At 70.2% G+C, this 23809-nt stretch carries 19 protein-coding genes; 5 read left to right on the top strand and 14 right to left on the bottom strand.

Going from position 1 to position 23809, the window contains the following annotated elements; genetic code table 11:
- Positions 1 to 47: 47 nt before the first annotated feature.
- The 7 genes from CQ045_RS14185 to CQ045_RS14155 form a co-directional block, all read right to left on the bottom strand.
- Positions 48 to 1352, bottom strand: a complete 1305-nt coding sequence (locus CQ045_RS14185) for a sugar ABC transporter substrate-binding protein (protein ID WP_105724808.1) — start codon at positions 1350 to 1352, stop codon at positions 48 to 50.
- A 241-nt stretch (positions 1353 to 1593) separates the two neighbouring features.
- Positions 1594 to 2220, bottom strand: coding sequence for a DUF1684 domain-containing protein (locus CQ045_RS14180; RefSeq protein WP_105724806.1), 627 nt, complete (start codon positions 2218 to 2220; stop codon positions 1594 to 1596).
- Positions 2221 to 2262: 42 nt separating this feature from the next.
- Positions 2263 to 3864, bottom strand: a complete 1602-nt coding sequence (locus CQ045_RS14175) for a gamma-glutamyltransferase (protein ID WP_105724804.1) — start codon at positions 3862 to 3864, stop codon at positions 2263 to 2265.
- The gene (locus tag CQ045_RS14170) at positions 3864 to 5648 is read right to left on the bottom strand and encodes an ABC transporter ATP-binding protein (protein WP_105724802.1); all 1785 of its coding nucleotides are present in this window, start codon (positions 5646 to 5648) and stop codon (positions 3864 to 3866) included. Before CQ045_RS14170 ends, CQ045_RS14175 begins: the two co-directional genes overlap by 1 nt.
- A complete protein-coding gene (locus CQ045_RS14165; RefSeq protein ID WP_105724800.1) occupies positions 5645 to 6559 on the bottom strand; it encodes an ABC transporter permease in 915 nt (304 codons plus the stop codon). The genes CQ045_RS14170 and CQ045_RS14165 overlap by 4 nt, the downstream gene beginning before the upstream one ends.
- Before the next feature lie 5 nt (positions 6560 to 6564).
- On the bottom strand, positions 6565 to 7521 hold the full coding sequence (locus CQ045_RS14160; RefSeq protein WP_181156573.1) for an ABC transporter permease: 957 nt from the start codon (positions 7519 to 7521) through the stop codon (positions 6565 to 6567).
- 41 nt (positions 7522 to 7562) lie between these two features.
- Positions 7563 to 9158, bottom strand: a complete 1596-nt coding sequence (locus CQ045_RS14155) for an ABC transporter substrate-binding protein (protein WP_105724796.1) — start codon at positions 9156 to 9158, stop codon at positions 7563 to 7565.
- A 345-nt stretch (positions 9159 to 9503) separates the two neighbouring features.
- On the opposite strand from CQ045_RS14155, the gene CQ045_RS14150 reads away from it, so the two are divergent.
- Positions 9504 to 10580 (top strand): LacI family DNA-binding transcriptional regulator, encoded by a 1077-nt coding sequence (locus CQ045_RS14150; protein WP_105724794.1) that lies wholly within the window; start codon positions 9504 to 9506, stop codon positions 10578 to 10580.
- 11 nt (positions 10581 to 10591) lie between these two features.
- Here the strand turns inward: CQ045_RS14150 and CQ045_RS14145 are convergent, their stop codons facing one another.
- The 5 genes from CQ045_RS14145 to CQ045_RS14125 form a co-directional block, all read right to left on the bottom strand.
- Complete coding sequence (locus tag CQ045_RS14145) at positions 10592 to 12226, bottom strand: hydantoinase B/oxoprolinase family protein (RefSeq protein WP_105724792.1); 1635 nt, start codon at positions 12224 to 12226, stop codon at positions 10592 to 10594.
- On the bottom strand, positions 12223 to 14286 hold the full coding sequence (locus CQ045_RS14140) for a hydantoinase/oxoprolinase family protein (RefSeq protein WP_105724790.1): 2064 nt from the start codon (positions 14284 to 14286) through the stop codon (positions 12223 to 12225). Before CQ045_RS14140 ends, CQ045_RS14145 begins: the two co-directional genes overlap by 4 nt.
- A complete protein-coding gene (locus tag CQ045_RS14135; RefSeq protein ID WP_105724788.1) occupies positions 14283 to 15152 on the bottom strand; it encodes a PfkB family carbohydrate kinase in 870 nt (289 codons plus the stop codon). Before CQ045_RS14135 ends, CQ045_RS14140 begins: the two co-directional genes overlap by 4 nt.
- A gap of 20 nt (positions 15153 to 15172) precedes the next feature.
- Positions 15173 to 16198, bottom strand: a complete 1026-nt coding sequence (locus CQ045_RS14130) for an SIS domain-containing protein (protein WP_105724786.1) — start codon at positions 16196 to 16198, stop codon at positions 15173 to 15175.
- A gap of 177 nt (positions 16199 to 16375) precedes the next feature.
- Positions 16376 to 17545: an FAD-binding oxidoreductase gene (locus tag CQ045_RS14125; RefSeq protein ID WP_258131076.1), complete on the bottom strand. Its 1170-nt coding sequence runs from the start codon at positions 17543 to 17545 to the stop codon at positions 16376 to 16378.
- A gap of 167 nt (positions 17546 to 17712) precedes the next feature.
- Between CQ045_RS14125 and CQ045_RS14120 the strand changes: the two genes are divergently transcribed.
- The 3 genes from CQ045_RS14120 to CQ045_RS14110 all read left to right on the top strand — a co-directional run bounded on the left by CQ045_RS14120 (position 17713) and on the right by CQ045_RS14110 (position 21081).
- On the top strand, positions 17713 to 19650 hold the full coding sequence (locus CQ045_RS14120; protein ID WP_105724782.1) for an accessory Sec system translocase SecA2: 1938 nt from the start codon (positions 17713 to 17715) through the stop codon (positions 19648 to 19650).
- Positions 19572 to 19988 (top strand): hypothetical protein, encoded by a 417-nt coding sequence (locus tag CQ045_RS14115; RefSeq protein WP_105724780.1) that lies wholly within the window; start codon positions 19572 to 19574, stop codon positions 19986 to 19988. Before CQ045_RS14120 ends, CQ045_RS14115 begins: the two co-directional genes overlap by 79 nt.
- Before the next feature lie 76 nt (positions 19989 to 20064).
- Complete coding sequence (locus CQ045_RS14110) at positions 20065 to 21081, top strand: FUSC family protein (protein ID WP_181156572.1); 1017 nt, start codon at positions 20065 to 20067, stop codon at positions 21079 to 21081.
- 19 nt (positions 21082 to 21100) lie between these two features.
- Here the strand turns inward: CQ045_RS14110 and CQ045_RS14105 are convergent, their stop codons facing one another.
- Positions 21101 to 21952, bottom strand: coding sequence for a sugar nucleotide-binding protein (locus tag CQ045_RS14105; RefSeq protein ID WP_105724775.1), 852 nt, complete (start codon positions 21950 to 21952; stop codon positions 21101 to 21103).
- Between the two features lie 43 nt (positions 21953 to 21995).
- The gene (locus CQ045_RS14100; RefSeq protein WP_105724773.1) at positions 21996 to 22457 is read right to left on the bottom strand and encodes a MarR family winged helix-turn-helix transcriptional regulator; all 462 of its coding nucleotides are present in this window, start codon (positions 22455 to 22457) and stop codon (positions 21996 to 21998) included.
- A 115-nt stretch (positions 22458 to 22572) separates the two neighbouring features.
- On the opposite strand from CQ045_RS14100, the gene CQ045_RS14095 reads away from it, so the two are divergent.
- A complete protein-coding gene (locus CQ045_RS14095) occupies positions 22573 to 23769 on the top strand; it encodes an MFS transporter (protein ID WP_105724771.1) in 1197 nt (398 codons plus the stop codon).
- The last annotated feature ends 40 nt before the right edge of the window (positions 23770 to 23809 follow it).

Raw genomic sequence — 23809 nt, 5'->3', positions numbered from 1 at the left:
GATCGCGCGCACCCCGGGGTGATCGGCGGGGGAACCGATCCGATCGATCAGCCCTGGGCGATCAGGGCGTCGATCTTGTCTGCGGCGGTCGAGAAGGTCTCCTTCAGATCACCCTCGCCGGCCTGCACGGCCTGACCCCACGCGTCGCGGAAGGTCTGCCACATCTCGGTCGCACCGGCGACGTTCGGCACGTCGACGGTGAGCGGGACGGAGGCGGCGAACGTCGACAGCACCGGGTCGCCGGCCAGGAAGTCCCCGGCGATCGCGTCGATGTCACCGCGGATGGGGAACTGCCCGGTGGTCTCGAGCAGGGCGAGGTCGTTGTCGGCATCCATCGAGAACTTCACGAAGTCCCAGGCGGTCTGCTTGTTCTCGCACGAGGTGTAGAGGCCGACGTTCTTCGAGTCGCCGAACGTGTAGGTCTCCTCGGGCGCGGTGCCGTCGGCGGTCGGAAGCGGCACGATGCCGTAGTCGACCTTGCCGTCGAACGCCCCGGCGCCCCACGGGCCCGCGATGCCCATGGCAGAGACCCCGTCGGCGAAGGGCCCGGCCCAGGCGTCGCCGCTGTACGCCTCGGCCGAGGAGTAGCCCTCGGCGTAGAGGGTCTTCCAGAACTCGAGGGTCTCGAGGCCCTCGTCGCTGGTGAACGCGGCGGCGCCGTCGCTGACCAGCTGCGTGCCGCCGGAGTTGGCGAGGAAGAACGGATAGAAGTCGAAGAGCGCGTTGGTGTAATCGCCGGATGCCGGCGGGTAGAGCGAGAAGTCGGCGGCACCGCTCTCCTTGATCGCCGCCGCGGCCGCGAGCACGTCGTCATAGGTCGCCAGCTCGGGGTTCTCGGGGTCGAGTCCGGCCGCCGCGAAGACGTCCTTGTTGTAGTAGAGCATGAAGGGGTTGGCCTTCCACGGCACCTGGTACAGGTCGCCGTCGGGCGAGCGGAAGCCGTCTGCCGCGGCCCCCGACCGCTCGGTGATGAACGACTCCCCGTCGTCGAAGGTCGTCGAGATGTTGACCAGTCCACCCTGCTTCTGGAAGGCGGGCACTGCGGCCGGGGCCGTGTTGTAGACGAGGCACGGCGTGTTGCCCGCCGTGATCGCCGCGCCGATCGCGTCTTCGGACGACTTGCCGGACGGGATCGCGGCGGCCTTGACCTTCTCATCGGGGTGATCGGCATTCCAGGCCTCGACCACGGCTTCCGCCCAGGCGATCTCCTGCTCGTTCGTGGAGTACCAGATCGTGATCGGACCCGAGGTCAGCTCTGCGCTCTCGGGGGCGTCGCCGCCGCCGGTCGAGCCGCAGGCGGCGAGGGGCAGGGCGAGGGCGGCCAAGGCGAGGACACCTGCATAACGCTTCATTGCGAGAAACTCCTTCGTTCGGAAGCTCGGGTGCCGGCTTCCTTGCTGTGCGGCGCACGGCCTTTACGGGAGGCCGAACACGCTTAGTAAACCGGTTTTGCCGACTTAAGTCAACAAGGCGAGTCAGCGCCCGAAAGTCGGCGCGAAAATAGGCATACAACGTGGTGGGTTGGGATTCGAATCCACTAAACAGACCTAAACCACGAGATGTCGCGCGCGGTAGGAGACCGCCGGCGCCTCCTCAGCCGGCGTACATCTCCCCGACGGGGACCGCCACCGGGAGCACGTTGCCCGGCTGCGCCAGGGGGCAGGCCCACGCGGGGTCGTAGGCGCACGACGGGTTGTACGCGAAGTTGAAGTCGAGCACGATCGTCCCGCGCTCGGCGTCGGAGCCGAGGTCGGCGCCCTTGACCGTGTCGAGCAGGTAGCGTCCCCCGCCGTAGGTGCCCCCGGGGCGCCCGGCGAGCGCATCGCGCACCGGCACGAAGAGACCTCCGCCGTACGACTTCAGCCGCCACACGTCGAGCGATCCGGCATCCGGGATCTCGACCCTGCCGACCCGCTCGAACGGCACGACGCCGTCGGTTCCGGTCGCGAACTCGAACCCGCCGGGATCCGCGGGCACGATCGGAAGCTCGAAGCGCCACTGCGGATCGTACGAGGCGATCGGCAGCCCCTCGAACAGCGCGCGCGCGTCCGGCAGCAGGGGCGTGGCGGGATGCCGGAGCATCAGGTCGTCCCGTTCGATCCGCCAGAGCTCGTGCGCCTCCTCCGGCTCGTCGGCGTGACGCACCGCGGCATACAGGGCGAAGACGCGGCGCCGCCAGTCGACGACCTCGACGGCCGTGCGTGCAGGTGTGATCGTCATGGCCCCAGGCTACGGCTCGCGCGATCCATCGGCCCCCCGAGGTCAGGCCGCGACGGCGACGCCCATCCGCCGCGGGTCGCCGCACGACCGCATCTCCCCGGTGACGGGATCGATCGTGATGCCGTCGAAGTTCCCGGCCATCGAGTTCCACGGCCCGATCTCCCGCGTCCAGAGGCGATTGCGCCCGGCCCAGCGCTGCACCTCGGCCAGCACCGTGTCGGGGAAGCCGGATTCGAGCGTCGTTCCCGGCACCCATCCCCGGGCGGGCTCGTGCGGGCGCGCACCGAAGCGCGGCTCGGCGACGCTCTGCTCGATCGGCATGCCGAAGTCCATGAGGTTCACCAGGTTCTGCAGGACGCAGGCCACGAGAGACACCGAGGGCGACCCCGACGCGATCACCGGCGCACCGTCGCGCAGGACCATGCTCGGTGCCAGATAGATGGTCGCGCGCTCACCCGGCTGCGGCATCACGCGCTGGAAGAAGGATCCTCCGCCGGCGAGCTGGAACCCCTCGGCGAACAGCCCGTTCACCCACGGGGAGGCCATGTGCGAGTGGGTGAGGGTGGCGACGTTGTGGTCGGCGTCGACGACGGACAGGTGGATGGTGCCCGGCGAGGGCGGCGCAGCTCCGGCGGGGCCGGCGAGCGTGTCGAGCAGCTCGAACCGCTGGCGGCCGTACTCCTTCGACAGCAGCACGTCCATGATGCGCTCGTTCTCACGGAAGCGCCGTTCGCGAGGGGCCGCGTAGTAGACGGCGTTGTGGACGGCGATGAGCGCCGACAGCGTCTCGGGCGAGGCGCTCGCCGGACCCAGTGCCGCGAGGTCGAGGTTCTCCAGGATGTTGAAGGCCTCGACCAGCTGCAGCCCGCCGTCGTCCGGGGGAGCCGAGCCGATGACCTCGAACCCCCGATACGTCCCCCGCACCGGGTCGGCCCACTCCGGCCGGTACGCCTCGAAGTCGGCCCTCGAGATGACCCCGCCGTCCGAATCGCTCGCCGCGCAGAAGGCCCGCGCGAAGTCGCCGAGGTAGTAGCTCATACCCTCGTCGCGCAGCCGCTCCAGCGTGCGCGCGACCCGCTCCTGCACGAGGGCCTGGCCCGGACCGATGATCGACCCGTCCCGGAAGTACATCTCCCGGGACTCCGGGTTGCGCCCGAGGTTCTGCCGCGCGTTGTACATCTCGCCGAAGAGATACGGCGACACCGCGAAGCCCTCCCGCGCCGCATCGATCGCCGGAGCGAGCAGTCGGCCCACCGAGAGCGATCCGAAGCGCGCGTGGGCGGCCGTGAACGCCGGCCACCATCCGGGCACGGGCACGCCGCGCGCCCGGGTGAGGTCGGCGCCGCCGAAGTCCGACAGCTCCGCCAGAGGTGCGTTGACGTTGCCGGAGAGATACGCGGCAGCGCCGGACGACGCCTCGCGGTACACGAGCGAGATGCCCCCGGTGAGCGAGGTCATGTGCGGCTCGGTCACCAGCTGCGTCGCGGCGACGGCGAGCGCGGCATCCAGGGCGTTGCCTCCGTCGCGCAGCACGGCGGCTCCCGCCTCGACGGCGATCGGCTCCGAGCTGACCACCATCCCGCGCGTGCCGACGGCCACCTCCTTGGCGCCGTACCGGCCGGGCGTCGCGTACTCGGGCCGCATCACAGATCTCCTCCCGGAGACCACACGGACTCCTCCGCATCGCGCCGCGCCCGCTGCGCCACCGGATCCGGCACCGGGATGGCGCCGAGCAGCGTGCGGGTGTACTCGTTCTCCGGGTCATGGATGACGTCGGCGGTCGCGCCGCTCTCGACGATCCGCCCGTCCTTCATCACGAGCACCCGGTCGGAGATGGTCGACACGACGTACAGATCGTGGCTGATGAAGATGCAGGCGAAGTCGTGCTCGCGCTGCAGACGCGCCAGCAGCTCGAGCACGGTCACCTGCACCGTCACGTCGAGCGCCGAGGTCGGCTCGTCCGCGATCAGCACGTCGGGGCGGTGCGAGACGGCCCGGGCGATGGCGACGCGCTGCCGCTGCCCGCCCGACAGCTCGTGGCGTCGGCGGTCGATCCAGGTCGGGTCGAGATCGACGTCGACCAGCAGCTCGCGCGCACGTCGCCGAAGCTCCCTGGTGTCGCGCACGGTGCCGCTGCGCCAGAGCGGCTCGGTCACCACACGCCAGAGCGGAAGACTCGGATCGAGCGACGAGGTGGGGTCCTGGAAGACGACCCCGAGTCGCGAGAGCGCCCGTCGGCGACGACGACCGCGCAGTCCCACGAGCTCGACGCCCGCGAGCGAGACCGAACCGCCGGTGACGGGCGCGAGCCCGAGGATCGCCCGCGCGATCGTGGATTTGCCCGAGCCGGACTCCCCCACGATGCCGAGGGTCTCGCCGCGGGCGACGGTGAGCTTCCCGTCCTGCACCGCGGCACGCCGGTTCTCCTCGGTCCGCGGGCGCCGCAGCCCCGAACGCCGGTACTCGACCACGAGGTCGCGCACCTCCAGCGCCACGGCAGGCGCCGCATCCGACGTCGGTGTCTGTGCGGCCGACTCCGACTCCGGCACCGACTCCGGCACCGACTCCGACCGGGCCGTTCCGGCGGCATCCGCATCATGGGCGACCGTCTGCTCGTGTGCCGGGGCCGCGATGTCGGCCTGAGCGCCGTGCAGCGCGCGGGCCGCGCCCAGCAGCGAGCGGGTGTAGTCGTGCTGCGGGCTCGCGAAGATCGAGTAGACGTCACCGGTCTCGACGACGAGGCCGTCGCGCATCACCACGACCGAGTCGGCGATGTCCGCGACGACACCCATGTCGTGCGTCACGAAGATCATCGCCATGCCCTCGCGGCGCACCACCTCGCGGAACATCGCGAGCAGGTTCTTCTGCGTCGTGACGTCGAGAGCGGTCGTCGGCTCGTCGGCGATGAGCAGCTTCGGCTCCCACGCGACGGCGCCCGCGGCCATGATCCGCTGACGCTGGCCACCGGAGAGCTGATGCGGATAGCGCCTGAGGAGGTCGTCGTACCCGCCGAGCCCGACGAGCTCGAGCAGCTCCTGCGGTTCGCGGCGGCGCCCGGTCGTCGCGTTCTCATGCGCGCCGATGGCCTCCGCGAGGAAGTCGCCCACCGTGTGCAGAGGGTTCAGCGCCGTCATCGGCTCCTGGTACACGCAGGCGATCTCGGCGCCGCGGTAGCGCTGCATCTCCGCCTCGGACGCGTCGAGCAGCTCTTTGCCCTCGAAGCGGATCGAACCGCCGCGGGTCGTGCCGGGCGGGAGGAGATCGGGGATCGCCATCGCCGTCATGGATTTGCCGGCGCCCGACTCCCCGACGATCGCGACGACCTCGCCGCGGGCGACGGTGAACGAGGCGCCGTGCACGATCGCCTTGCCCGCGACCCCGATGTCGAGGCCGGAGACCGTCAGCAGGTTCTCTCCCTGAGCGTTCATGCGTTGACCCCTTGTCCGGACGGCAGGCTGTTGCGGCGCTGTGCGGCGATCGTCCTCGCCGGACGACGACGCCGGGTCACTCCGCGCGGATCCAGCAGATCGCGCACCCAGTCGGCGACGTACCCGAGCGAGACGAGCAGGGCGACCAGGACGATGCTCGGGATGAGCAGCTGCCAGGGACTCTGCATGAAGTACTGCTGACCGGTGGCGATCATGAGGCCGAGCGAAGGACGCGGCGGCGTGATCCCGAGACCGAGGAAGCTGAGGCCCGACTCGAGTCCGACCGCGAAGGCGAGGGTGAGGAATCCCTGCGCGAGAACCAGCGGGCCGACCCCGCGCAGCAGCGGGCCGCGGATGATCTGCCAGCGGGTGCCGCCGAACAGCTCGGCCGACTCCACGTACAGCGCCTGGCGCAGCGAGAGCACCTCGCCGTAGGTGAGACGGGCGAAGCTCGGGAAGAACGCGATCGCGCAGACCGCCACGACCGTCAGGTCGCTGGCGCCGTAGAGCGAGACGATGAGCATCGCGAAAACGAGGTTCGGGAAGGCGAGCACGACGTCGACGACCCGCATCAGCAGAAGGTCCGCGAACCCGCGGAAGTAGGCCGCGAGGATGCCGATGAGCGTCCCGATGAGCGCGGCGAGCAGGGTGCCGGACGCGCAGACGATGATCTCGGTCCGCAGTCCGACGATCAGTCGGGCGAAGGTGTCGCGACCCAGGTTGTCGGTCCCGAGCGGGTGGCCGGGGGTCCCGATCGGGGCGAAGGCGTTCGCGACGTCCTGCGTGAGCGGGTTGACGACGCTGAAGAGCGGATAGATGAAGATGAACAGCAGCACCACGAGCATGACGCACGTCGTGATGAAGAGTCCGGGGCTGGACCTGTTCCAGACGGTTCGAAACGCGTTGCGCATCGGGATCAGCCCTCCACTCGGGGATCGAGGAATCGGTAAAGGAGATCGACGACGAGGTTCGTCACGATGAACACCACGGCGAACAGGATGACGATCCCCTGCACGAGCGGATAGTCGCGGCCGTTGATGGCGTTGAGCAGCGTGCTGCCGATGCCCGGCCAGTTGAAGACCTGCTCGATCAGGACGGTGGCGCCGAGCAGTCCGCCCAGCTGCAGGCCGGCGACGGTCACCACCGGGTTGACCGCGTTGCGGAAGACGTGACGCCGGAACACCCGCGTCCGCGGCAGGCCCATCCCTCGAGCGGTGCGGACCCAGTCCTCGCGTCTCACGGAGAGGATCGACGTCCGCATGACCCGTCCGACGATCGCGAGGAAGCCGAACGACAGCGCCAGGCTCGGCAGGAAGGCGTAGGAGAGGAACGGGCCGATGCCGTCTTCCGGCGGACTGTAGCCGAGAGACGGGAACCAGCCCAGGCTGAGGCCGACGACGAGGGAGAGGAAGATCGCGATCACGAAGCCGGGCGTCGAGACGGCCACCGAGATGAGTCCCGACAGCACCCGATCGACGACGCTCCCCGGCCAGTTGCCCGACACGACGCCGAAGGCGACACCGACCACGCCGCCGATGACGAGCGCCATGACGACCAGGGCCACGGTGTTCCCGAGCGGCGACGCGATGATCTCGGTCACCGGCGTCGCGTACTTGATCGAGTCGCCGAGGTCACCGCGCAGCAGGTCGCCGAGGTACGTGAAGTACTGGACGAGCAGCGGCTGGTCCAGCCCCAGCTCCTTCTCGAGGGCGGCGACGGCGGCGGGGTTGACGTCCCCGCCGCCGGCACCCCCCTGGAGGATGATCGATGCCGGTCCGCCGGGGACGGCGTGCAGCGCCAGGAAGACGGCTGTCACGGCACCCCAGACGGTGACGACACCCAGTCCGAGTCGAAGCAGTATGTAGCGAATCATTGAGAACCCATTCGAGTCAGAGGGCGCCGTCGTGGCGCGGCTCAGTCGGTGAGCCGTGCTCCGGCCAGGCTGTACATCGACGAGTAGACGATCGGCCCGCTGAGCATCTCGAATCCTTCCAGGTCGTCGGAGTACGCGTAGGCGGCAGCACCCTGCCCCCATGTCACGAACGGCACGTCCTCGAGGTAGATCTCGCCCAGCTCGTGGTAGATCGCCTTGCGCTCCGGGCCGTCCGCGGTCTTGGCGCCTTCGTCGAGCAGGCTCGCGTAGAGCTCCTGGTCGATGCCGAAGCTGCGGACGAAGGTCGGACCGCCGATGAAGGCTCCGGTGAGGGCGGAGGGGTCGTTGATCGCCGCGGGCGGTCCCCCGATCATGAGGTCGTACGAGCCGCTGTTGCCCTTGGCGATCTGGTTGGCGTAGTCGCCGGTCTCGATCTCCACGGTGATGCCGATCTTCTCCAGGTCGCTCTTGATGACCTGCGCCCGCTCGCTGTAGCCGAAGTACTGCGAGTTGGTGAGCAGCGTCAGGCTGAAGCCGCCGTCGGCGTACCCGCCCTCGGCGAGGAGATCCTTCGCCTTGTCGACGTCCTGGGCGAAATGGTTCGCCTGCTCCTCGTCGAAGTACTCGCTGTCCTCCGGGATCGGCAGGCCGCCGTTCGAGGTGCCGTATCCGAGGGTGCCGACCTCGTTCAGCGACTCCAGGTCGAGCGCGTAGGCGATGGCCTGACGCACCTCCGGAACCGCCAGCGGGCCCTCGGTCAGGTTGAACTGGAGCGCGCCGTAGAGACCGTGCGCCGTGTCGAGCGTGACGCCGTTCGCGTTCTCGAGGGTGGCGTAGTCCGCTGCCGGCACGTAGTCGATGAAGTCGACCTGACCGCCGACGAGCGCCTTCACACGGGTCTGCGCGTCGGCCATGAACGTCATCACGATCTTGTCGAGCTCGACGGAGTCGGCCTCGTAGTAGTGGGGGTCGGCCTCGAGCGTGTACGAGACGCCCTTCTTGTAGTCGGTGACCATGAAGGGTCCGGCACCGACGGGCACGCCGTCCGCGTCGACGGCCTCTTCGGGCACGATCGCGTTCAGGGGGTTGGCGATCACCTTCGGCAGCGCGGTCTGCGGCTCGGAGAGCGTGAGCACCACCGTGGTGTCGTCCGGCGTCTCGATGCCGGCGATGTTCGCGAACGAGGTCTGGTCGGCGGCGCCGTTCTCGGGCACGGCCAGGAACTCGAAGGTCCGCTTCACGTCCTCGGAGGTGAGGTCCTCGTCATTGGAGAACGCGAGTCCGTCGCGGAGGGTGAAGGTGTAGGTGAGTCCGTCGTCGCTCACCTCGTAGTCGGAGGCCAGCGCGGGGACCACCTCGCCGTCGGGGCCGTACGAGAGCAGGCCGCGGCGCACGAGAGTGGTGAGCTGTCGGTTCGCCGACCCCTGGTCGACACCGGTCTTGAACCCGGGGGGCTCGGCCGAGAACCCGATCTTGAGGGTCTGGTCGGCGGCGGCCGCACCGCCGCCGCTGTCGGAGCCGCTCGCGCAGCCGGCGAGGCCCAGGGTCAGTGCCATCGTCGCGGCGCCGACCAGGCCGATGATCCGCGCCCCGCGAGCGCGGGTGCCGCGCGGGAATCGGGTGGTGAGAGTGTTCATGCTGTGAGTCCGTCTCTTGAGGGCCCTTTAGGGCGGGAAGAAGAGAAAGTGCGTGCTCGGCGTCGATGCCGAGAGCCGGGCTGTGGACGCGGTGAGCCGTTCGGGTGCTCGCTCGCCCGCTGTGACCGGGTTCTGCGGTGAACCTCCTCCTCCTGTCTTCTTCGGTGGGAGAAACTGCATTTCAACACCATATTGGGAACGTTCCCGCTTGGTATTCGTCTTACTCTTACGCACGTTGGGAACGATGTCAATATCATTGAGGAAGATTTACCGCACGGTGATCTGCCGCGATGGTGGAGGACGTCTCGTCCGCTACGATGCCATCGACCGACGAGGGGACCACGCATGGCGCACGGAGCAGTGACGATCATCGACGTCGCAGAGGCCGCGGGGGTGTCCAAGTCCGCCGCGGCGCGCGTGCTGGCGCAGAACGGGTCGGCCAGCGACAAGACGCGCAAGAAGGTCCTCGAGGCCGCCGACCGCCTGGGCTACCGCCCGAACCAGCTGGCCAGGGCCATGAAGTCCGGCGCCACCAACACCATCGGCATCGTCGTCCCGGACGTGGCCATCCCGTTCTTCTCGGCGGTCCTGCGCGGCCTGGCCGACACCGCCAGAGCGGCGGGATTCGAAGTGCTCGTGAGCAACACCGACAACGACGCCGACATCGAGGCGCGCTCGCTGGAGCTCCTCGCCGAGCAGCGGGTGGACGGCATCGTGATCGCGCCCGTGTTCCAACCCGACCCCTCGGCGATCATCCGCCTCGAGAGCGAGGGCATGCCCATCGTGCTGCTGGACCGCCGGATGCCGGGACTCGAGAACCTGCCCCTGGTCTCCGTGGACCACGTCGACGCGACCGAGCAGGCCGTGCGAGCGCTCATCGCCGACGGCCACCGCCGGATCGCTCTGGTCACCGAGGCTTCGCAGGTGCGCTCCACGCTCGAGAGCTTCACCGATCGACCGGCGGAGGACTTCGACCTCTCGCTCCTGAGGCCGTCGGCACAGCGCCTCGTCGGCTACCTCCGTGCGCTGCGGCAGGCCGACATCGAGATCGACGACGCCCTGATCATCCGCTCCGGTTACACGACCGCCGACGCGCAGAAGGCGGTCGAGGAGTTCTTCGCGCGCGGCATCGAGGCCACGGCGCTGCACGCCACCGACGCGGTGCTGAGCTCGGGCGCGTTCCGCGGCATCCGCTCCGCCGGTCTGGTCATCCCCGACGACCTGTCGTTCATCGCCTTCGACGACCAGGACTGGACGACCATGGTGCAGCCGGCCGTCACCGTCATCGAGCAGCCGCGTCAGCGACTCGGGGCGACCGCGACGACGACCCTCGTCGGGATCATCCGCGGAGGAACGGCGGAGCCCGCGCGCCAGATGCTCACCGCCGAGCTGCTGGTGCGGGACTCCGCCGCGGCCGTCTGAGGAGACGCGGCTCAGTCTCGGTGCCGTCGGGCCGTCTCCGCCGACACCCGGCCGTCGCGGACGTCCGCCTCGAGGGCCGCGTCCGGACGGGCTGCCGGATCGCCGTAGCCGCCCGCTCCCGCGGTCTCGATCGAGGCCCACTGCCCCGGCTGCAGCACGGTGTAGCCGTGATCGATCGGGGTCGCGTCCTCGCTCAGGGTGCATCGCGCCGAAGCACCGGAACCGCCGCCGAACACGCCCCAGGGCTGCGACTTCTGCCGGCTCGTGTCGAGCCAGAAGTGCACGTCCTCGGCCTCCGCCCGGATGCGCCGCCGGATGCCCATGCCCCCGCGGTGCTCCCCCGTGCCTCCGGAGTCCTCGATGAACTCGTAGGCCTCGACCATGAGCGGGTACTCCGTCTCGAGGCTCTCGACCGGCAGGTTCGAGGTGTTCGTCATGTGCACCTGCACGCCGTCGAGACCGTCCTTGTTGTACCGGGCCCCGCTGCCGCCGCCGATGGTCTCGAGGTAGACGAAGTCCCGGCCGCGCGCACGGTCGTGCCCGGAGAAGTGCACGCCGGTGTTCGCACCGTTCGACGCCCCCGTGATGCGCTCGGGCACCGCCGGGGCGAGTGCGCCCTGGATCAGGTCGACGATGCGCTGGCACGTCTCGCTGCGTCCGTTCACCGCCGCCGGCGCCGAGCAGTTGATGATCGACCCCTCCGGCGCTTCGATCGTCACCGGCCGGTAGAGGCCCGCGTTCGGCGCGATGTCCGGATCGATCAGCGTCTTGATCGTGTAGTAGACCGCCGCGTACAGACCGGTCCACACGACGTTGACGCTGGCGCGGACCTGCGGAGGATTGCCGGCGAAGTCGAACAGCATCCGGTCGCCGCTCACGACGATGCGGACACGGAGGGTGAGCTCGTCGTCCAGCTCCGGGCAGTCGAAGCGATCCTCGAACGAGTACTCCCCATCCGGGAACTCCAGGATGGCGGCACGGGTCCGGCGCTCGGTGTAGTCGAGCAGCTCCGCGCCGATCGCGCGCACGACGTCGACGCCGTACCGCTCGCACAGCTCGCGGTAGCGGGTGTCCGCCACGCGCAGCGCGGCTTCCTGAGCCCGCAGGTCGGCGATGCGCTCCTCCGGCACCTGGCAGTTGAGCAGGATGAGCTGGAGCAGCTCGTCCTGCCGCACGCCCTCGCGCACCAGGTGGACCGGGGGGATGCGGATCGCCTCCTGGAAGATGTGCGCGTGCCCGCGGTCGCCGAAGTCGGCGTGGTGGGCCAGCGTCGCCGCCCAGGCGGTGAGCTCCCCGTCGACGAAGATCGGGGTCGCCAGCACGATGTCGGGAAGGTGCGATCCGCCACCCGTGTAGGGGTCGTTGCCGATGAACACGTCTCCCGGTCGGATCTGATCCAGCGGGTACTGCTCACGCAGCGCGGACACGATGCCCATGAGCGAACCCAGATGCAGGGGCGAGCCGCCCTCGTCCTGGGCGATCGCCTGCCCCTCGGCGTCGAACAGGCTCGCGGTGCAGTCGCGACGCTCCTTGATGTTCGGCGAGTACGCCGCCTTCACCAGGGTCTCGCTCATCTCCTCGACGATGGTCGACAGCGCGGAGCCGACGACCTCCACCAGCACGGGGTCCAACTCGACAGCGGTCATCGCTGTTCTCCGATCTCCACGATGAGGTTCCGATATTCGTCGACGCGGCACGCGTCGGACGGCAGCAGCACGGTCGTGGTGTCCATCTGCTCCACGATCGCCGGCCCGGTGAACACGTCACCCGGGGTGAGGAGGGAGCGGTCGTACACCGGGGTGTCGACGTATCCCTCCGCAGGGTCGAAGCACGTGCTCCGTGTCTCCACGATCGCCTTCGCCGGATCCGACGGGCTCGTCTCGTCACGGCGGACGTCGACGTGCGCAGCCGAGCCCGAGGCCTCCAGGCGGAAGGTGACGACCTCGACGGCGGCGTCTTCCGAGCGGTAGCCGTAGACGCGCTCGTGCGCCTCATGGAACAGCTCGATCACGGCGCCGACCCCGTGCTCGACGAAGCCGTGTCCCTCGGGCACCTCGACGGCGAGCTCGAAGTTCTGGCCGCGGTAGCGCAGGTCCATGCGCCGACGCAGCTCGCGTCCGCCCTCGTCGACCTCCTCCTCGACGAACCACTCCTGGGCGCGCCGGGCGAGCTCGTCGAAGACCGCATCCACGGTCGCGGCGGACGAGTCGTCGATCGCCGTGATCAGCGTGCGCATGAAGTCCGTCTTCACATCGGTCATGAGCAGGCCCAGGGCGGACTGCGCTCCCGGGATCTCCGGGACGACGATGGTGCGCATCCCGAGTTCGCGCGCGAGCCGGGAGGCGTGGAGGGGCCCCGCCCCGCCGAACGGGACGAGAGCGTACTCGCGGGGGTCGTAGCCGCGCTGGACGCTGACGACGCGGATCGCCCTGGCCATGTTGGCCGTGACGACCCGGAGGATGCCGAGCGCCGTCTCCTCCACGGACAGACCGAGCGGTTCCGCCAGGCGCTGCACCGCGGCGACCGAGGCGCTGCGGTCGATCTTCATCTGCCCGTTGAGCAGGTACTCCGGGTTCAGCATCCGCAGCACGACGTTCGCGTCGGTCACCGCCGCGTCATCGCCGTTGCCGTAGCACGCGGGTCCCGGGAAGGCCCCGGCGCTCTGCGGGCCGACGCGCAGGTGGTTCCCGCTGTCGATCCAGGCGAGCGATCCGCCGCCCGCACCGACGGTGTGGATGTCGAGCATGGGCGACCGCACCGGGCGTCCATCGAGCTCCATCCCCGCCGTCACCTTCGGGCGGCCCTCCTGCACCAGCGAGATGTCCGAGGACGTGCCGCCCATGTCGAAGGTGATGATGTCGTCGAACCCTGCGGCCGAGCAGATCTGCGCAGCGCCCACGACCCCGGTGCTCGGGCCCGACAGGACGAGCCGCACGGGCAGCGCCTCGGCGGTGGAGAACGGGATGACGCCGCCGTTGCTCTGCGTGACGTGCGGCACCGCGGTGAGTCCGCGATCCGCGAGCACCTGCCGCAGACGCGCCAGGTAGTTCGCCACGACCGGGCCGACGTAGGAGTTCGTGACGACCGTGGACAGCCGCTCGTACTCGCGGAACTCGGGCAGCACGTCGCACGACAGCGAGACGTAGACGTCGGGCATCTCCTCGCGGATGATCTCGCCGATGCGGCGTTCATGATCCGCGTTCAGGTAGCTGTAGAGGAGGCAGACGGCGATCGAGTCCACGGCCGCATCCTTGAGCTCCCGCACGGCACGACGCACGTCGTCCTCGTCCAGAGGAGTCTCCACGAGACCGGTGTGACGGACCCGCTCGGTGACCTCCATGCGCAGATGACGCGGAACCTGCGGCGTGGGCTTATCGGCCTGCGGGTCGTACATGCTGGGGCGGCGACCGCGGCCGAGCTCGAGCAGGTCGCGGAACCCGCGGGTGGTGATGAGTCCCGTGCGGGCACCGCGGCCGGTGAGGAGCGCGTTCGTGCCGACCGTCGTGCCGTGCGCGAAGTAGCCGACCTCGTCGATCGTGCGCCCGCCGATCTGGTCGAGGATCTCGGTGACCCCCTGGACGATCGCGCGCCCCGGGTCGTCCGGGGTGCTCGAGACCTTGCGCACGTGCACGCGCCCGGTCTCCTCGTCGAACGCGCAGACGTCCGTGAACGTCCCACCCGTGTCCACTCCGATGCGCAGGCTCATGCCTTCACCGCTTCCTGGTCGTCGTTGCTCTGTCGTGTGTTCCCATGCTGGCGGCGCACGGCCTCGGCGTCGAACGGGATCCCGTGCTCGAAGGCGCCGTTGACCTGGCAGACCTGGGCGGCCTGGGCGCTCGCGGCGACCAGCGTGGAGCGGATGTCGCGGCCCGTGCCGATGCCCACGAGCACTCCGGCGATGAACGCGTCGCCCGCGCCGAGGGTGTCGCGGACGTTGACCCGGTCGGCCGCCTGCTGGCTGATCCCCTCGGCGGAGCCGAGCAGCGCCCCGTGTGCGCCGAGCGTGACGAGCGCGTATTCCGCACCTGCGTCGAGAACCCGCTGCACGAGCATCCGCGCCTCTTCCCCGTCCATGTGCCCACCGGAGAAGCTCGCGAGGTGGAGGTGCGACAGGTACGGCCGCACCTCCTCCGCGTCGAAGCGGCTTCCGAAGTCGAACGAGACGCGCGCCTTCTGCGCCATGTCGGGGATGCGCGTCAGCAGCGGCCCGGCGTATCCCGAGTGCACCACGTCATAGTCGGCCATCGCCTCGAGCTGAGCGTCGTCGAGCTCGAAGAGCGCCGTCGTGCGATCCGAACGGAGGAAGACACGATCGTTGCCGACCAGCTCCACGTCGGCAGTCGCGTTGGGCGCGTGCACGACCCGCGTGAGGGCGGTGTCGACGTGCTCGGCCTCCAGCGCCCGCAGGATCTGCCGCCCCGCCGCGTCATCGCCCAGAACGCCGAGGTAGCCGGCGCGCGCACCGAGCCGGGCGGCGAAGACGGCGACGTTCACGGCGTTCCCGCCGGGGTACAGCATCGCCTGATGCAGGTATCGATCGGCGACGTTGTCACCGGCACCGAGGACTCTCATCGGAAGCTCCCGCCCGCCGCTCAGTAGGCGATCTTGTACATGTAGCGGCGCTGGGACGTGTCGTGCCCCCGGCGCGCCGCCACGTGATCGAGCACACGGCGCTCCGCGCTCATCAGCGCGATCACGCTCAGGTCGGGGCGCGAGTCGGCGGGGATGCCGGGCAGCGAGAACTTCGCGGTGTCGACCGCGGCGGAGTTGCGGGTCTGCTTCTCGGCGAAGCGGACGACGCGCTCGCCGAGCTCGCGGCTCGCGTCCTCGGCCACGAGCGTGACGACCGTGGTGTCCTCGAGCACCATCTCCAGCGGGCCGTGGAAGAAGTCGCCGGCGTTGAGAGCGGCGGAGTTCATCCAGCTCATCTCCTGGAAGTAGCACCACGCCATCATCTTCGCCATGCCGTAGGCCGGCCCGCCTCCGACGATGTAGCTCAGCGGCGCATCGGCGGCGGCGAGGAGGTCGGCGACCCGCTCGCCTGCCTCGGCGACCTCGTCCTTCACCGCACGCAGCGCGCCTGGGAGGGCCGGGATGCCGGCCCGCAGCTCGGCAGCCTTCTCGGGCGCACCGTAGGCGTCCAGCAGCGCGGCGGCGATCTGCTCGTTGTGCACGAGCTTCGGCTCGGTGATCGAGATCGTGTCCGGGTAGTCGAGGTGCACGTCGCCGATGCGGGAGAGACCGTTGTCACCCTGACGCGAGATGCCGGCGACGAGGGCGCCGCGCACCTTCGCGAACTCCGCCGCGGCGACGGTCTCGGGGGTGTTGCCCGAGTGCGATGCGGCGACGACGAGCGCCTTTTCGTCGAGCCCGATCGGCGCCCGCGAGGTCAGCTCGGCGCTGGTGATGCGCTGCGAGACGATGCCGGGTGCGTAGCGGTCGAGCAGGTCGAACGCGGGGTAGGTGCCGAAGTGCGATCCGCCGCAGCCGACGAGGTAGACGCGCTCGACGCCCCGCTCCACCGCCTGCTCGACCAGGGAACGCGCCTTGCCGTCCTGGTCGATGGCGTGCTGCACGCATGCCTCGAAGTCGTCGGGAACCGGGATCAGGTCGCTCATCGATATCGCTTTCTCTGCGGTGGATCGTCGTGATGACTAAATGTGGAACGTTCCCACGTCAGTACTCTTGCGCAGATTGGGAACGGTGTCAATAGTCGCGATCGAGGAACGGGAGTGCGCGTCGAGATGCGTCGGGGCACGCGGGATCGGCGGGACCCCGCGTGAATCCGACCGGCGTCAGCGGGTGGAGACCGGCGTCCAGGCCGCGCTGTCTGCCCCGGCCGCGACGATGCCCGTCGAGAAGCGCTCGATCCGATAGGGCGTCAGCACCGGCGACGGGTTCCCCGTGACGAGCTCCTCGGCGACCAGTTCTCCGAGGATGAGGCCGAGCGTCGCGCCGGAGTGCGTGAACAGGACGGACAGGCCGGGCACCGCATCCACCGCGCCGACGACGGGCTCGCCGTCGCCCGGGATCGGCTTCGGACCGACGCCGATGCGTCGCACCGTCAGGGACGGCTGTCCGGCGAGCACCTCCGCCGCCTCGGCGAGCAGTCCGTCGATCGTCTCCGCGGGCGCCGTGAGCGTGCCGTCCGCGCCGACCACGATCGAGCGCTCCGCCCATCCCGCGTCGAGCGACACGCCTCCGTCGGGCATCGGGCGGACGGCGACGCGCGGCGTGTTCAGCACGGTGCGAACAGGGGCGGGCAGCGGCTCCGTGACGACGATGCACGCGGGAACCGTCGCATCCGGCACGGCGACGCCGAGCGCGGCCAGCTGCGCGGGAGCCCCGGCCCCCGTCGCGAGCACGACCCGATCCGCATCGATCCGCTGTCCGTCCGCGAAGCGCACGCCGCGAACCCGGGCGTCGTCGACCACGACGTCGACCGATCCCGTGTGCTCCAGGATGCGCGCCCCGCCCGCGACGGCCTCGGCCACGAGACCGGGGATCAGGTGCGGCAGATCGACCCACCCCTCCCCCGGGTTGAAGATCGCGCCCTCGTCGGGGACCGCCTCCGACCGCACGTCCGGCAGTCGCGCCGCGACCGCGTCACGGTCGAGCCAGACGGCGTCGTAGCCGCGCGAACGCTCACGGTCGAAGGTCTCTCGCAGGCTCTGCCCCGGTCGCGCCCACTTCAGCGCGCCGTCGAAACGGAGGAATCGGGCGCTGTCGGGATGCCGCGCACTCCAGGTGCGATACCGGTCGAGGCCCAGCAGGCGCAGGTAGTGGTAGTCGCGGGAGCGTTCGCCCGAGGAGTTGAGCCAGGACAGCGAACGCCCGGATGCTCCATCGGCGAACGTCGCGGCGGCCAGCATCGTCACACGCGCCCCGGCGCGGATCAGGTGCGCGGCGGTCGAAGCGCCGAGGATGCCACCGCCGACGACGACGACGTGAGGCGGACGGGGCACGGGCATCGCTTCCTTCGTCGAGAGACTCGGACGTCGCCAGTCTGGAGGGAGAGTGGGACGACTGCAACCCACCACCCCGGTCGCGCCCATGTTCACCGCCTAAGCTCCCGGGTGCGGCGGGATCGGATCGACGAGGCGGGGGTGACCGACCCGTCGAGGGGGAAGACATGAAGACACCGGAATGGGTGAGGCGAGTCCTCGGCCTTCCCGGCGCGGCCTCGGTCGCGCGCCAGAGCACCGTGGTGGATGCCGCGCTCGAGAGGCGTGAAGCGCTGCAGGGCCTCACCGCGGAGCAGTTGCGGGAGCGTGCACAGACGACCGCATCCGACTCCCCGCACGCGGAGGTGCTCGCCCTCGCCGGGGAGGCCGCACAGCGGGGCCTGGGGACCGAGCCGTTCCGCGAGCAGTACCTCGCGGCGGCCGCGATGCTGGACGGCTCTGCGGTCGAGATGGACACGGGCGAGGGGAAGACGCTCGCCGGGGCCCTCGCCGCCGCGGCGTTCGCGCTCCTCGGCCGAAGCGTGCACGTCATCTCGGTCAACGACTACCTCGCCGCCCGCGACGCCGAATGGATGGGGCCGCTGTATTCGGCGCTCGGCATCTCGTCCGCGGCCGTCGCGCAGCCCCACACGTCGAAGGAGCGTCGCGCGGCCTACCGTGCACAGGTCACGTACGTCAGCGTCAGCGAGGTCGGCTACGACGTGCTCCGTGACCGGTTCCGGCTGAGTCCGACGGAGCGAGTGGCTCCGGCGCGCGACGTCGCGATCGTCGACGAGGCGGATGCCGTGATGATCGACGAGGCGATGGTGCCGCTCGTCCTCGCCGGCACGACCCCCGCGTCCGGCGACGACACCGCCGAAGCGGCGGAACTGGTCACCGGACTCGAAGCGGGAACCCACTACGAGGTCGACCACGACGGTGCGACGGTCTCCTTCACCGACGCGGGACTCGATCTTCTGGAGGCGCGTCTCGGAGGTGTCAACCTCTTCGCCGACGAGAACATCCCGACCTTCACGCGTCTCAACCTGGCGCTCCACGCCGACGTCCTCATGCGCCGTGACGTCGACTACGTCGTGGAGGACGGTCGACTCCGTCTCGTGAACACCAGCCGGGGCCGGATCGCCCCCGGGCAGCGGTGGCCGGACGGGCTGCACGCGGCCGTCGAGGCCAAGGAGGGGCTCACCGCCAGCGGGGCGGGCATCATCCTCGACTCGCTCACTGTGCAGGACCTGCTCCTCGGCTACGACCTGCTGACCGGCATGAGCGGCACCGTGATCGCCGTCGCCGAAGAGCTGACCGAGTTCTACAGCCTCCGCTCCGGTCGCGTGGAGCGTCGGCTCCCGCTGCGCCGGACAGACGAGGACGACGTCGTGCTCGCCACGCCGGAGGCCGCGGCCGCCGCAGCCGTCGACGAGGTCGAGCGCCGGCACCGCACCGGCCAGCCGATCCTCGTGGGCACCCAGAGCATCGCGGAATCCGAGCGGATGGCCGATCTCCTCGGCGGACGCGGCATCGAGGCGCGCGTGCTGAACGCCAAGAACGACCGCGACGAAGCGCACACCGTCGCCCGGGCCGGAGAGCTCGGCGCCCTCACCATCTCCACGCAGATGTCCGGTCGCGGCACCGACATCGTGCTCGGCGGCGTCGACGGGGCCGCTCATGACGCGGTGGCCGCACGCGGCGGGCTCGCCGTCATCCAGGTCGGCATGTATCCGTCGCGCCGACTGGATGCGCAGCTGCGCGGTCGCGCCGGCCGCCAGGGAGACCCCGGATCCGCGATCCGCTTCAGCAGCGTCACGGACGAGCTGGTGCTGAACAACGCGACGCGCACGATCCGCGAGCAGGTCGAGGACCCGTCACGTCTCGACGACGCGCGCAGGCACGTCATCACCGAGACCGCCCAGCGCATCTCGGAGGCGATCCGCGCCGACCTGCACCGCTCGACCTGGGGATACACCCGCGCCATCCGCAGGCAGCGCGACACCGTGCTGTTCGAGCGCGAGCGGCTGATGCCTCGGACGATGCGGTGCGCGAGCGGATCGGCGATCTCGGAGGACACTCCCCGGATGCCGCGGCCATCGACGGCATCCGCGAGGTGCTGCTGATGCACCTCGACGACCAGTGGACCGAGCACCTGGGCCTGCTGCAGGCCACACGGGACGGGATCCATCTTCGTGCGCTCGGCGGCCAGAACCCGCTCGACGAGTTCCACACGATCGCGCTGAAGGAGTTCGACGGCTTCTTCGACCGCGCGTACGCCGCCGCCGGCGAGGCGCTCCGCCAGGACGGCGACCTCGACATCCAGGCCGCCCTCGACGCCGGCCGGGCTCGTCGCCCCTCGGCCACCTGGACCTACATGGTCACCGACAACCCGCTCGGAGACGCCTCGTCGCGGGCGGCCGAGGCGCTGCGGGCGATGTGGAAGGGCCGGAGTCGGCGCTGAGACGCGGGGAGCCGTGCCGGAGAGTGCATCGACCGACCCGCGACGAAGGAGTCGGTGTCCGACGTAGGCTGGATCGGTGGCGGATTCCCGGGGTCGAGTGTGGACCGGCGTCCTGCGCGTCGAACCGCATCGCGGCGACCACCGGGTGGCCTTGCGCGCCGCGGTCAGCGTGGCGGTGCCGCTCCTCGTCCTGTGGATGCTGGGCCGTCTCGACCTGAGCATCTACGCCAGCTTCGGCGCCTTCGCCGCCCTGTACGGGCGCCACGACGTGTTCCGCGACCGCATCCGGATGCAGGCGAGCGCGGGCGGCATCCTCCTCCTCGCGATGCTCATCGGCACGGCACTCTCGGTGGTGTCCGCGCCTGCCGCCGTCAGCGTCCTCGTCGTCGCGGTCATCGCGTCGGCCGTGACCCTGCTCGCCTACTCGATGCAGTGGCATCCACCCGGGCCGCTGTTCCCGGTGTTCGCAGTCGGCGCCTGCGCGACCATCCCGGCGACGGCATCCGCTTTCGGTTCCGTGCTGCTCGTCGGCGGGGCGAGCGTGCTGTTCGGCCTGGCAATCACGACGACCGTCACCCTCTTCACCCGGGCACAGGCGGAGACCCCGCGCAAGAGCCTCCGCCCGGTGGAGGCGACCGCGTGGGAGATGTCGATCACCGTCGGCATCGCGACCGTCGCCGCAGGGATCGCGGGTCTGCTCATCATGGAATCGCACTGGTACTGGGCGGCCGTGGGAGCCGTGGCCGCCGTGAGCGGAGCCCACGTGACGGCGCGCGTGATCCGGGGCGTGCAGCGACTCGTGGGCACGCTGCTGGGAATCCTCGTCGCCGCCGGCATCCTCGCCCTCGACCTGCCGCCGCTGGCGATCATCGGGGTCGCGGTTCTGCTGCAGGCGTCCGCCGAGATGTTCGTGGGTCGCAACTACGGGATCGCGATGGTCTTCGTCACCCCGCTGGCTCTGCTCATGGTCGGGCTGGCCGCCCCCATCCCCGCCGACGTCCTGCTGCGCGACCGGGCCGTCGAGACCACCATCGGCGTCGTCGTCGGCACGATCGTCGCGGTCGTGTCCGCCGCGCTCCGCCGACGCCGCTGACCCGCGCCGCGGGGAGCTTTCAGACCCCTGGGCCCCGCCCCGCGGATCCGGCGATCATCTCCGCGTACCCGGTCTCGTACGTGGGGTGGTCGAGGCTCCCCAGCAGGGAGTGGAGCAGGGACCCGTCGTAGACGAGCCCGCTCGGGGAAGCCGAGGGATCGTCGGGCGGTGCGCTCACGTCGAGGGTCCGCGCGATGTACCCGACGACGTCTCCGAGGGGGGCCGGTGCCGCATCGACGGCATGCACGAGTCGGGGCGGCTCATCCATGCGCAGCAGCAGGTCGAGCGCCCGCACCAGATCCGCCTCATGGATGCGATTCGTCCGCCGCCGGTGGTTCACCGGCGAACCCTCGCGCACCTTCCGCAACAGGAACTCCCGACTGGGGCCGTAGATCCCCGCAGGGCGCACGACCACGGCGTCGAACAGCTCGATCGCCGCCCTCTCGCCGTCGTACAGTCCGCGGGATCGCTCGGTCGCCGGCACCGGCTCGTCCTGCTCGGTGAGCGGATGCGCGGCGTCCACTCCCTCGAACACCCCCGTCGACGACACGAACACGGTCCGGGCGGGAACGGCGGGCAGAGCCTCCGCGAGATTCGTCAATGCGGTGCGGTATGCGCTCGAGGTGTCACCGGGCGGCAGGGTGACGAGCATCGCGTCGACCGCGGGTAGCGGGGTCGACAGCGGGAGGGACAGGTCCGCACGCAGTCCGACCACCCCCGGCGGCAGCGCACCGTCGCTGCGCCGCAACGCGATGACCTCGCCCCCGCGCTCGAGAAGTCGCGGCGCGAGGCGAGCGGCGAGCTTGCCCGAGCCGACGAGGAGCGTGCGGCGGAGCGGAGCTTCGCGGTCGGACGGGATCGTGTCGTTCATCTCCCTCAGTCTCCCGCACTCGTCGGGTCGGACCCCGACCGGTTCACCCCGCGGCGAGCGCGGGCAGGGCGACGCCGTGCAGCGCGTCGACCACCGGAGCCAGCTCGGGCTGCGCGGCCGCATCCTCCAGCACCTGCTCGAGGGCGGCGTCGTGGATCGGGCGGGCGCGCTCGTAGAGTTCTCGACCCGCGGGGGTGAGCTCGGTGTAGATGCCGCGGCGGTCGTCCGCGCAGAGGATGCGGGTGAGGAGCCCGCGGTCTTCCAGGCGGTTCACCAGGCGGGTCGTGGCGCTCGGGCTCAGGGCCGCGGCGCGCGCGAGCTGCTGCATGCGCATGTGCCACCCGTCCTGCCGGTCGAGAGCGTCGAGCACGGTGTACTCGACCACGGACAGTCCGATGGATTCGCCGAGGCTGCGCTCGAGCGCGGACTCGATCAGGCCGTGCAGCGCGGCGAGCGTCCGCCACCCCTGCGCGCGCACCTCGACCGCGTCGTCGCCGATACCCATGGTCATCCTCCGAGATAGTTGCTTGCGCTGGATACTTGCGCGTGCAATCATTGTCTTTCGACGCGCAATATGCCGCGTCTGCAAGTATCCCCCTCAATGTACCAGGAGAATCGTCATGCCTCTAGGACTGATCGCCCTCGCCATCGGGGCGTTCGGCATCGGACTCACCGAGTTCGTCATCATGGGCCTGCTCCCCGAGGTCGCCAGCGACTTCGGGGTCACCGAGTCCGCCGCCGGCTGGCTCATCTCCGGTTACGCGCTGGCCGTGGTCGTCGGCGCGCTCCTCCTCACCGCCGCGGCCACACGGCTCCCCCGCAAGCCCGTGCTGCTGGGGCTGATCGTGCTCTTCATCATCGGCAACGTGCTGACCGCCCTCGCCGAGGACTACGGCGTCGCCATGCTCGGCCGCATCATCGCCGCCCTCTGCCACGGCGCCTTCTTCGGCATCGGATCCGTCGTCGCCGCAGGTCTCGTCTCCCCGGAGAAGAAGGCCGGGGCCATCGCGATCATGTTCACCGGACTCACGGCGGCGAACGTCTTCGGCGTGCCGTTCGGCACCTTCCTCGGTCAGGAACTGGGCTGGCGCTCGACCTTCTGGGCGATCTCCGGCATCGGCGTGCTGGCGTTCATCGGCATCGCGGCACTCGTGCCCCGACTCCCCCGGCCGTCGGAGCACGTCAGCCTCCGCACCGAGCTCGCCGCGTTCCGCTCGGGTCAGGTGTGGTTCTCGCTGGTCGTCACGATCCTCGCGTTCGGCGGGATGTTCGGGGCCTTCACCTACATCGCCTACACACTGACCGAGGTGAGCGGCTTCGCCTCCTCGGCCGTGCCGTGGCTGCTGGTGCTGTTCGGAGCCGGTCTCGTGCTGGGCAACTGGCTCGGCGGACGCCTGGCCGACCGCGCCGTCGACCGCACGCTGATCGTGTTCATCGCAGCGCTCGTGGTCGTCCTCGCCCTGTTCGCCGTATCGGCGCAGTCGGGCATCGCCACGATCATCGCCCTGTTCCTCATGGGCGGCTTCGGATTCGGCACCGTGCCGGGGCTGCAGAGCCGGGTCATGCACTACGCCGGCGGGGCGCCCACCCTCGCCTCCGGCGCCAACATCGGTGCGTTCAACGTCGGCAACGCCCTCGGCGCCTGGGCCGGAGGGGTCGGCATCTCCGCCGGGCTCGGCTACACCTCGCCGATCTGGATGGGCGCGATCCTCACCGCCGTCGCCCTGGTGATCATGGTCGTGGCGGCCGCGCGGGCCAAGGACGTCGGTCCCGTGGCCGTGGACGAAGCGCCGACGGCGTCCGTGCCGGTCGGCTGACCCCGACCCTCCCGCGGCCCCTAGGCTGGCCGCATGATCT

It is taken from the genome of Microbacterium sp. MYb66, assembly GCF_002979435.1.
Lineage (GTDB): Bacteria > Actinomycetota > Actinomycetes > Actinomycetales > Microbacteriaceae > Microbacterium.
The sequence above is the reverse complement of the archived record's forward strand: the minus strand, read 5'-3'. Positions and strand labels throughout refer to the sequence as shown.

Excerpts from the sequence above, each read along its gene's own strand:
- CQ045_RS14095 (WP_105724771.1), top strand. The coding sequence starts at position 22,573 with ATGCCTCTAGGACTGATCGCCCTCGCCATCGGGGCGTTCGGCATCGGA.
- CQ045_RS14150 (WP_105724794.1), top strand. The coding sequence starts at position 9,504 with ATGGCGCACGGAGCAGTGACGATCATCGACGTCGCAGAGGCCGCGGGG.
- CQ045_RS14155 (WP_105724796.1), bottom strand. The coding sequence starts at position 9,158 with ATGAACACTCTCACCACCCGATTCCCGCGCGGCACCCGCGCTCGCGGG.
- CQ045_RS14105 (WP_105724775.1), bottom strand. The coding sequence starts at position 21,952 with ATGAACGACACGATCCCGTCCGACCGCGAAGCTCCGCTCCGCCGCACG.
- CQ045_RS14160 (WP_181156573.1), bottom strand. The coding sequence starts at position 7,521 with ATGATTCGCTACATACTGCTTCGACTCGGACTGGGTGTCGTCACCGTC.
- CQ045_RS14165 (WP_105724800.1), bottom strand. The coding sequence starts at position 6,559 with ATGCGCAACGCGTTTCGAACCGTCTGGAACAGGTCCAGCCCCGGACTC.
- CQ045_RS14135 (WP_105724788.1), bottom strand. The coding sequence starts at position 15,152 with ATGAGAGTCCTCGGTGCCGGTGACAACGTCGCCGATCGATACCTGCAT.
- CQ045_RS14180 (WP_105724806.1), bottom strand. The coding sequence starts at position 2,220 with ATGACGATCACACCTGCACGCACGGCCGTCGAGGTCGTCGACTGGCGG.
- CQ045_RS14145 (WP_105724792.1), bottom strand. The coding sequence starts at position 12,226 with ATGACCGCTGTCGAGTTGGACCCCGTGCTGGTGGAGGTCGTCGGCTCC.
- CQ045_RS14185 (WP_105724808.1), bottom strand. The coding sequence starts at position 1,352 with ATGAAGCGTTATGCAGGTGTCCTCGCCTTGGCCGCCCTCGCCCTGCCC.
- CQ045_RS14175 (WP_105724804.1), bottom strand. The coding sequence starts at position 3,864 with ATGCGGCCCGAGTACGCGACGCCCGGCCGGTACGGCGCCAAGGAGGTG.
- CQ045_RS14100 (WP_105724773.1), bottom strand. The coding sequence starts at position 22,457 with ATGGGTATCGGCGACGACGCGGTCGAGGTGCGCGCGCAGGGGTGGCGG.
- CQ045_RS14130 (WP_105724786.1), bottom strand. The coding sequence starts at position 16,198 with ATGAGCGACCTGATCCCGGTTCCCGACGACTTCGAGGCATGCGTGCAG.
- CQ045_RS14170 (WP_105724802.1), bottom strand. The coding sequence starts at position 5,648 with ATGAACGCTCAGGGAGAGAACCTGCTGACGGTCTCCGGCCTCGACATC.
- CQ045_RS14120 (WP_105724782.1), top strand. The coding sequence starts at position 17,713 with ATGAAGACACCGGAATGGGTGAGGCGAGTCCTCGGCCTTCCCGGCGCG.
- CQ045_RS14140 (WP_105724790.1), bottom strand. The coding sequence starts at position 14,286 with ATGAGCCTGCGCATCGGAGTGGACACGGGTGGGACGTTCACGGACGTC.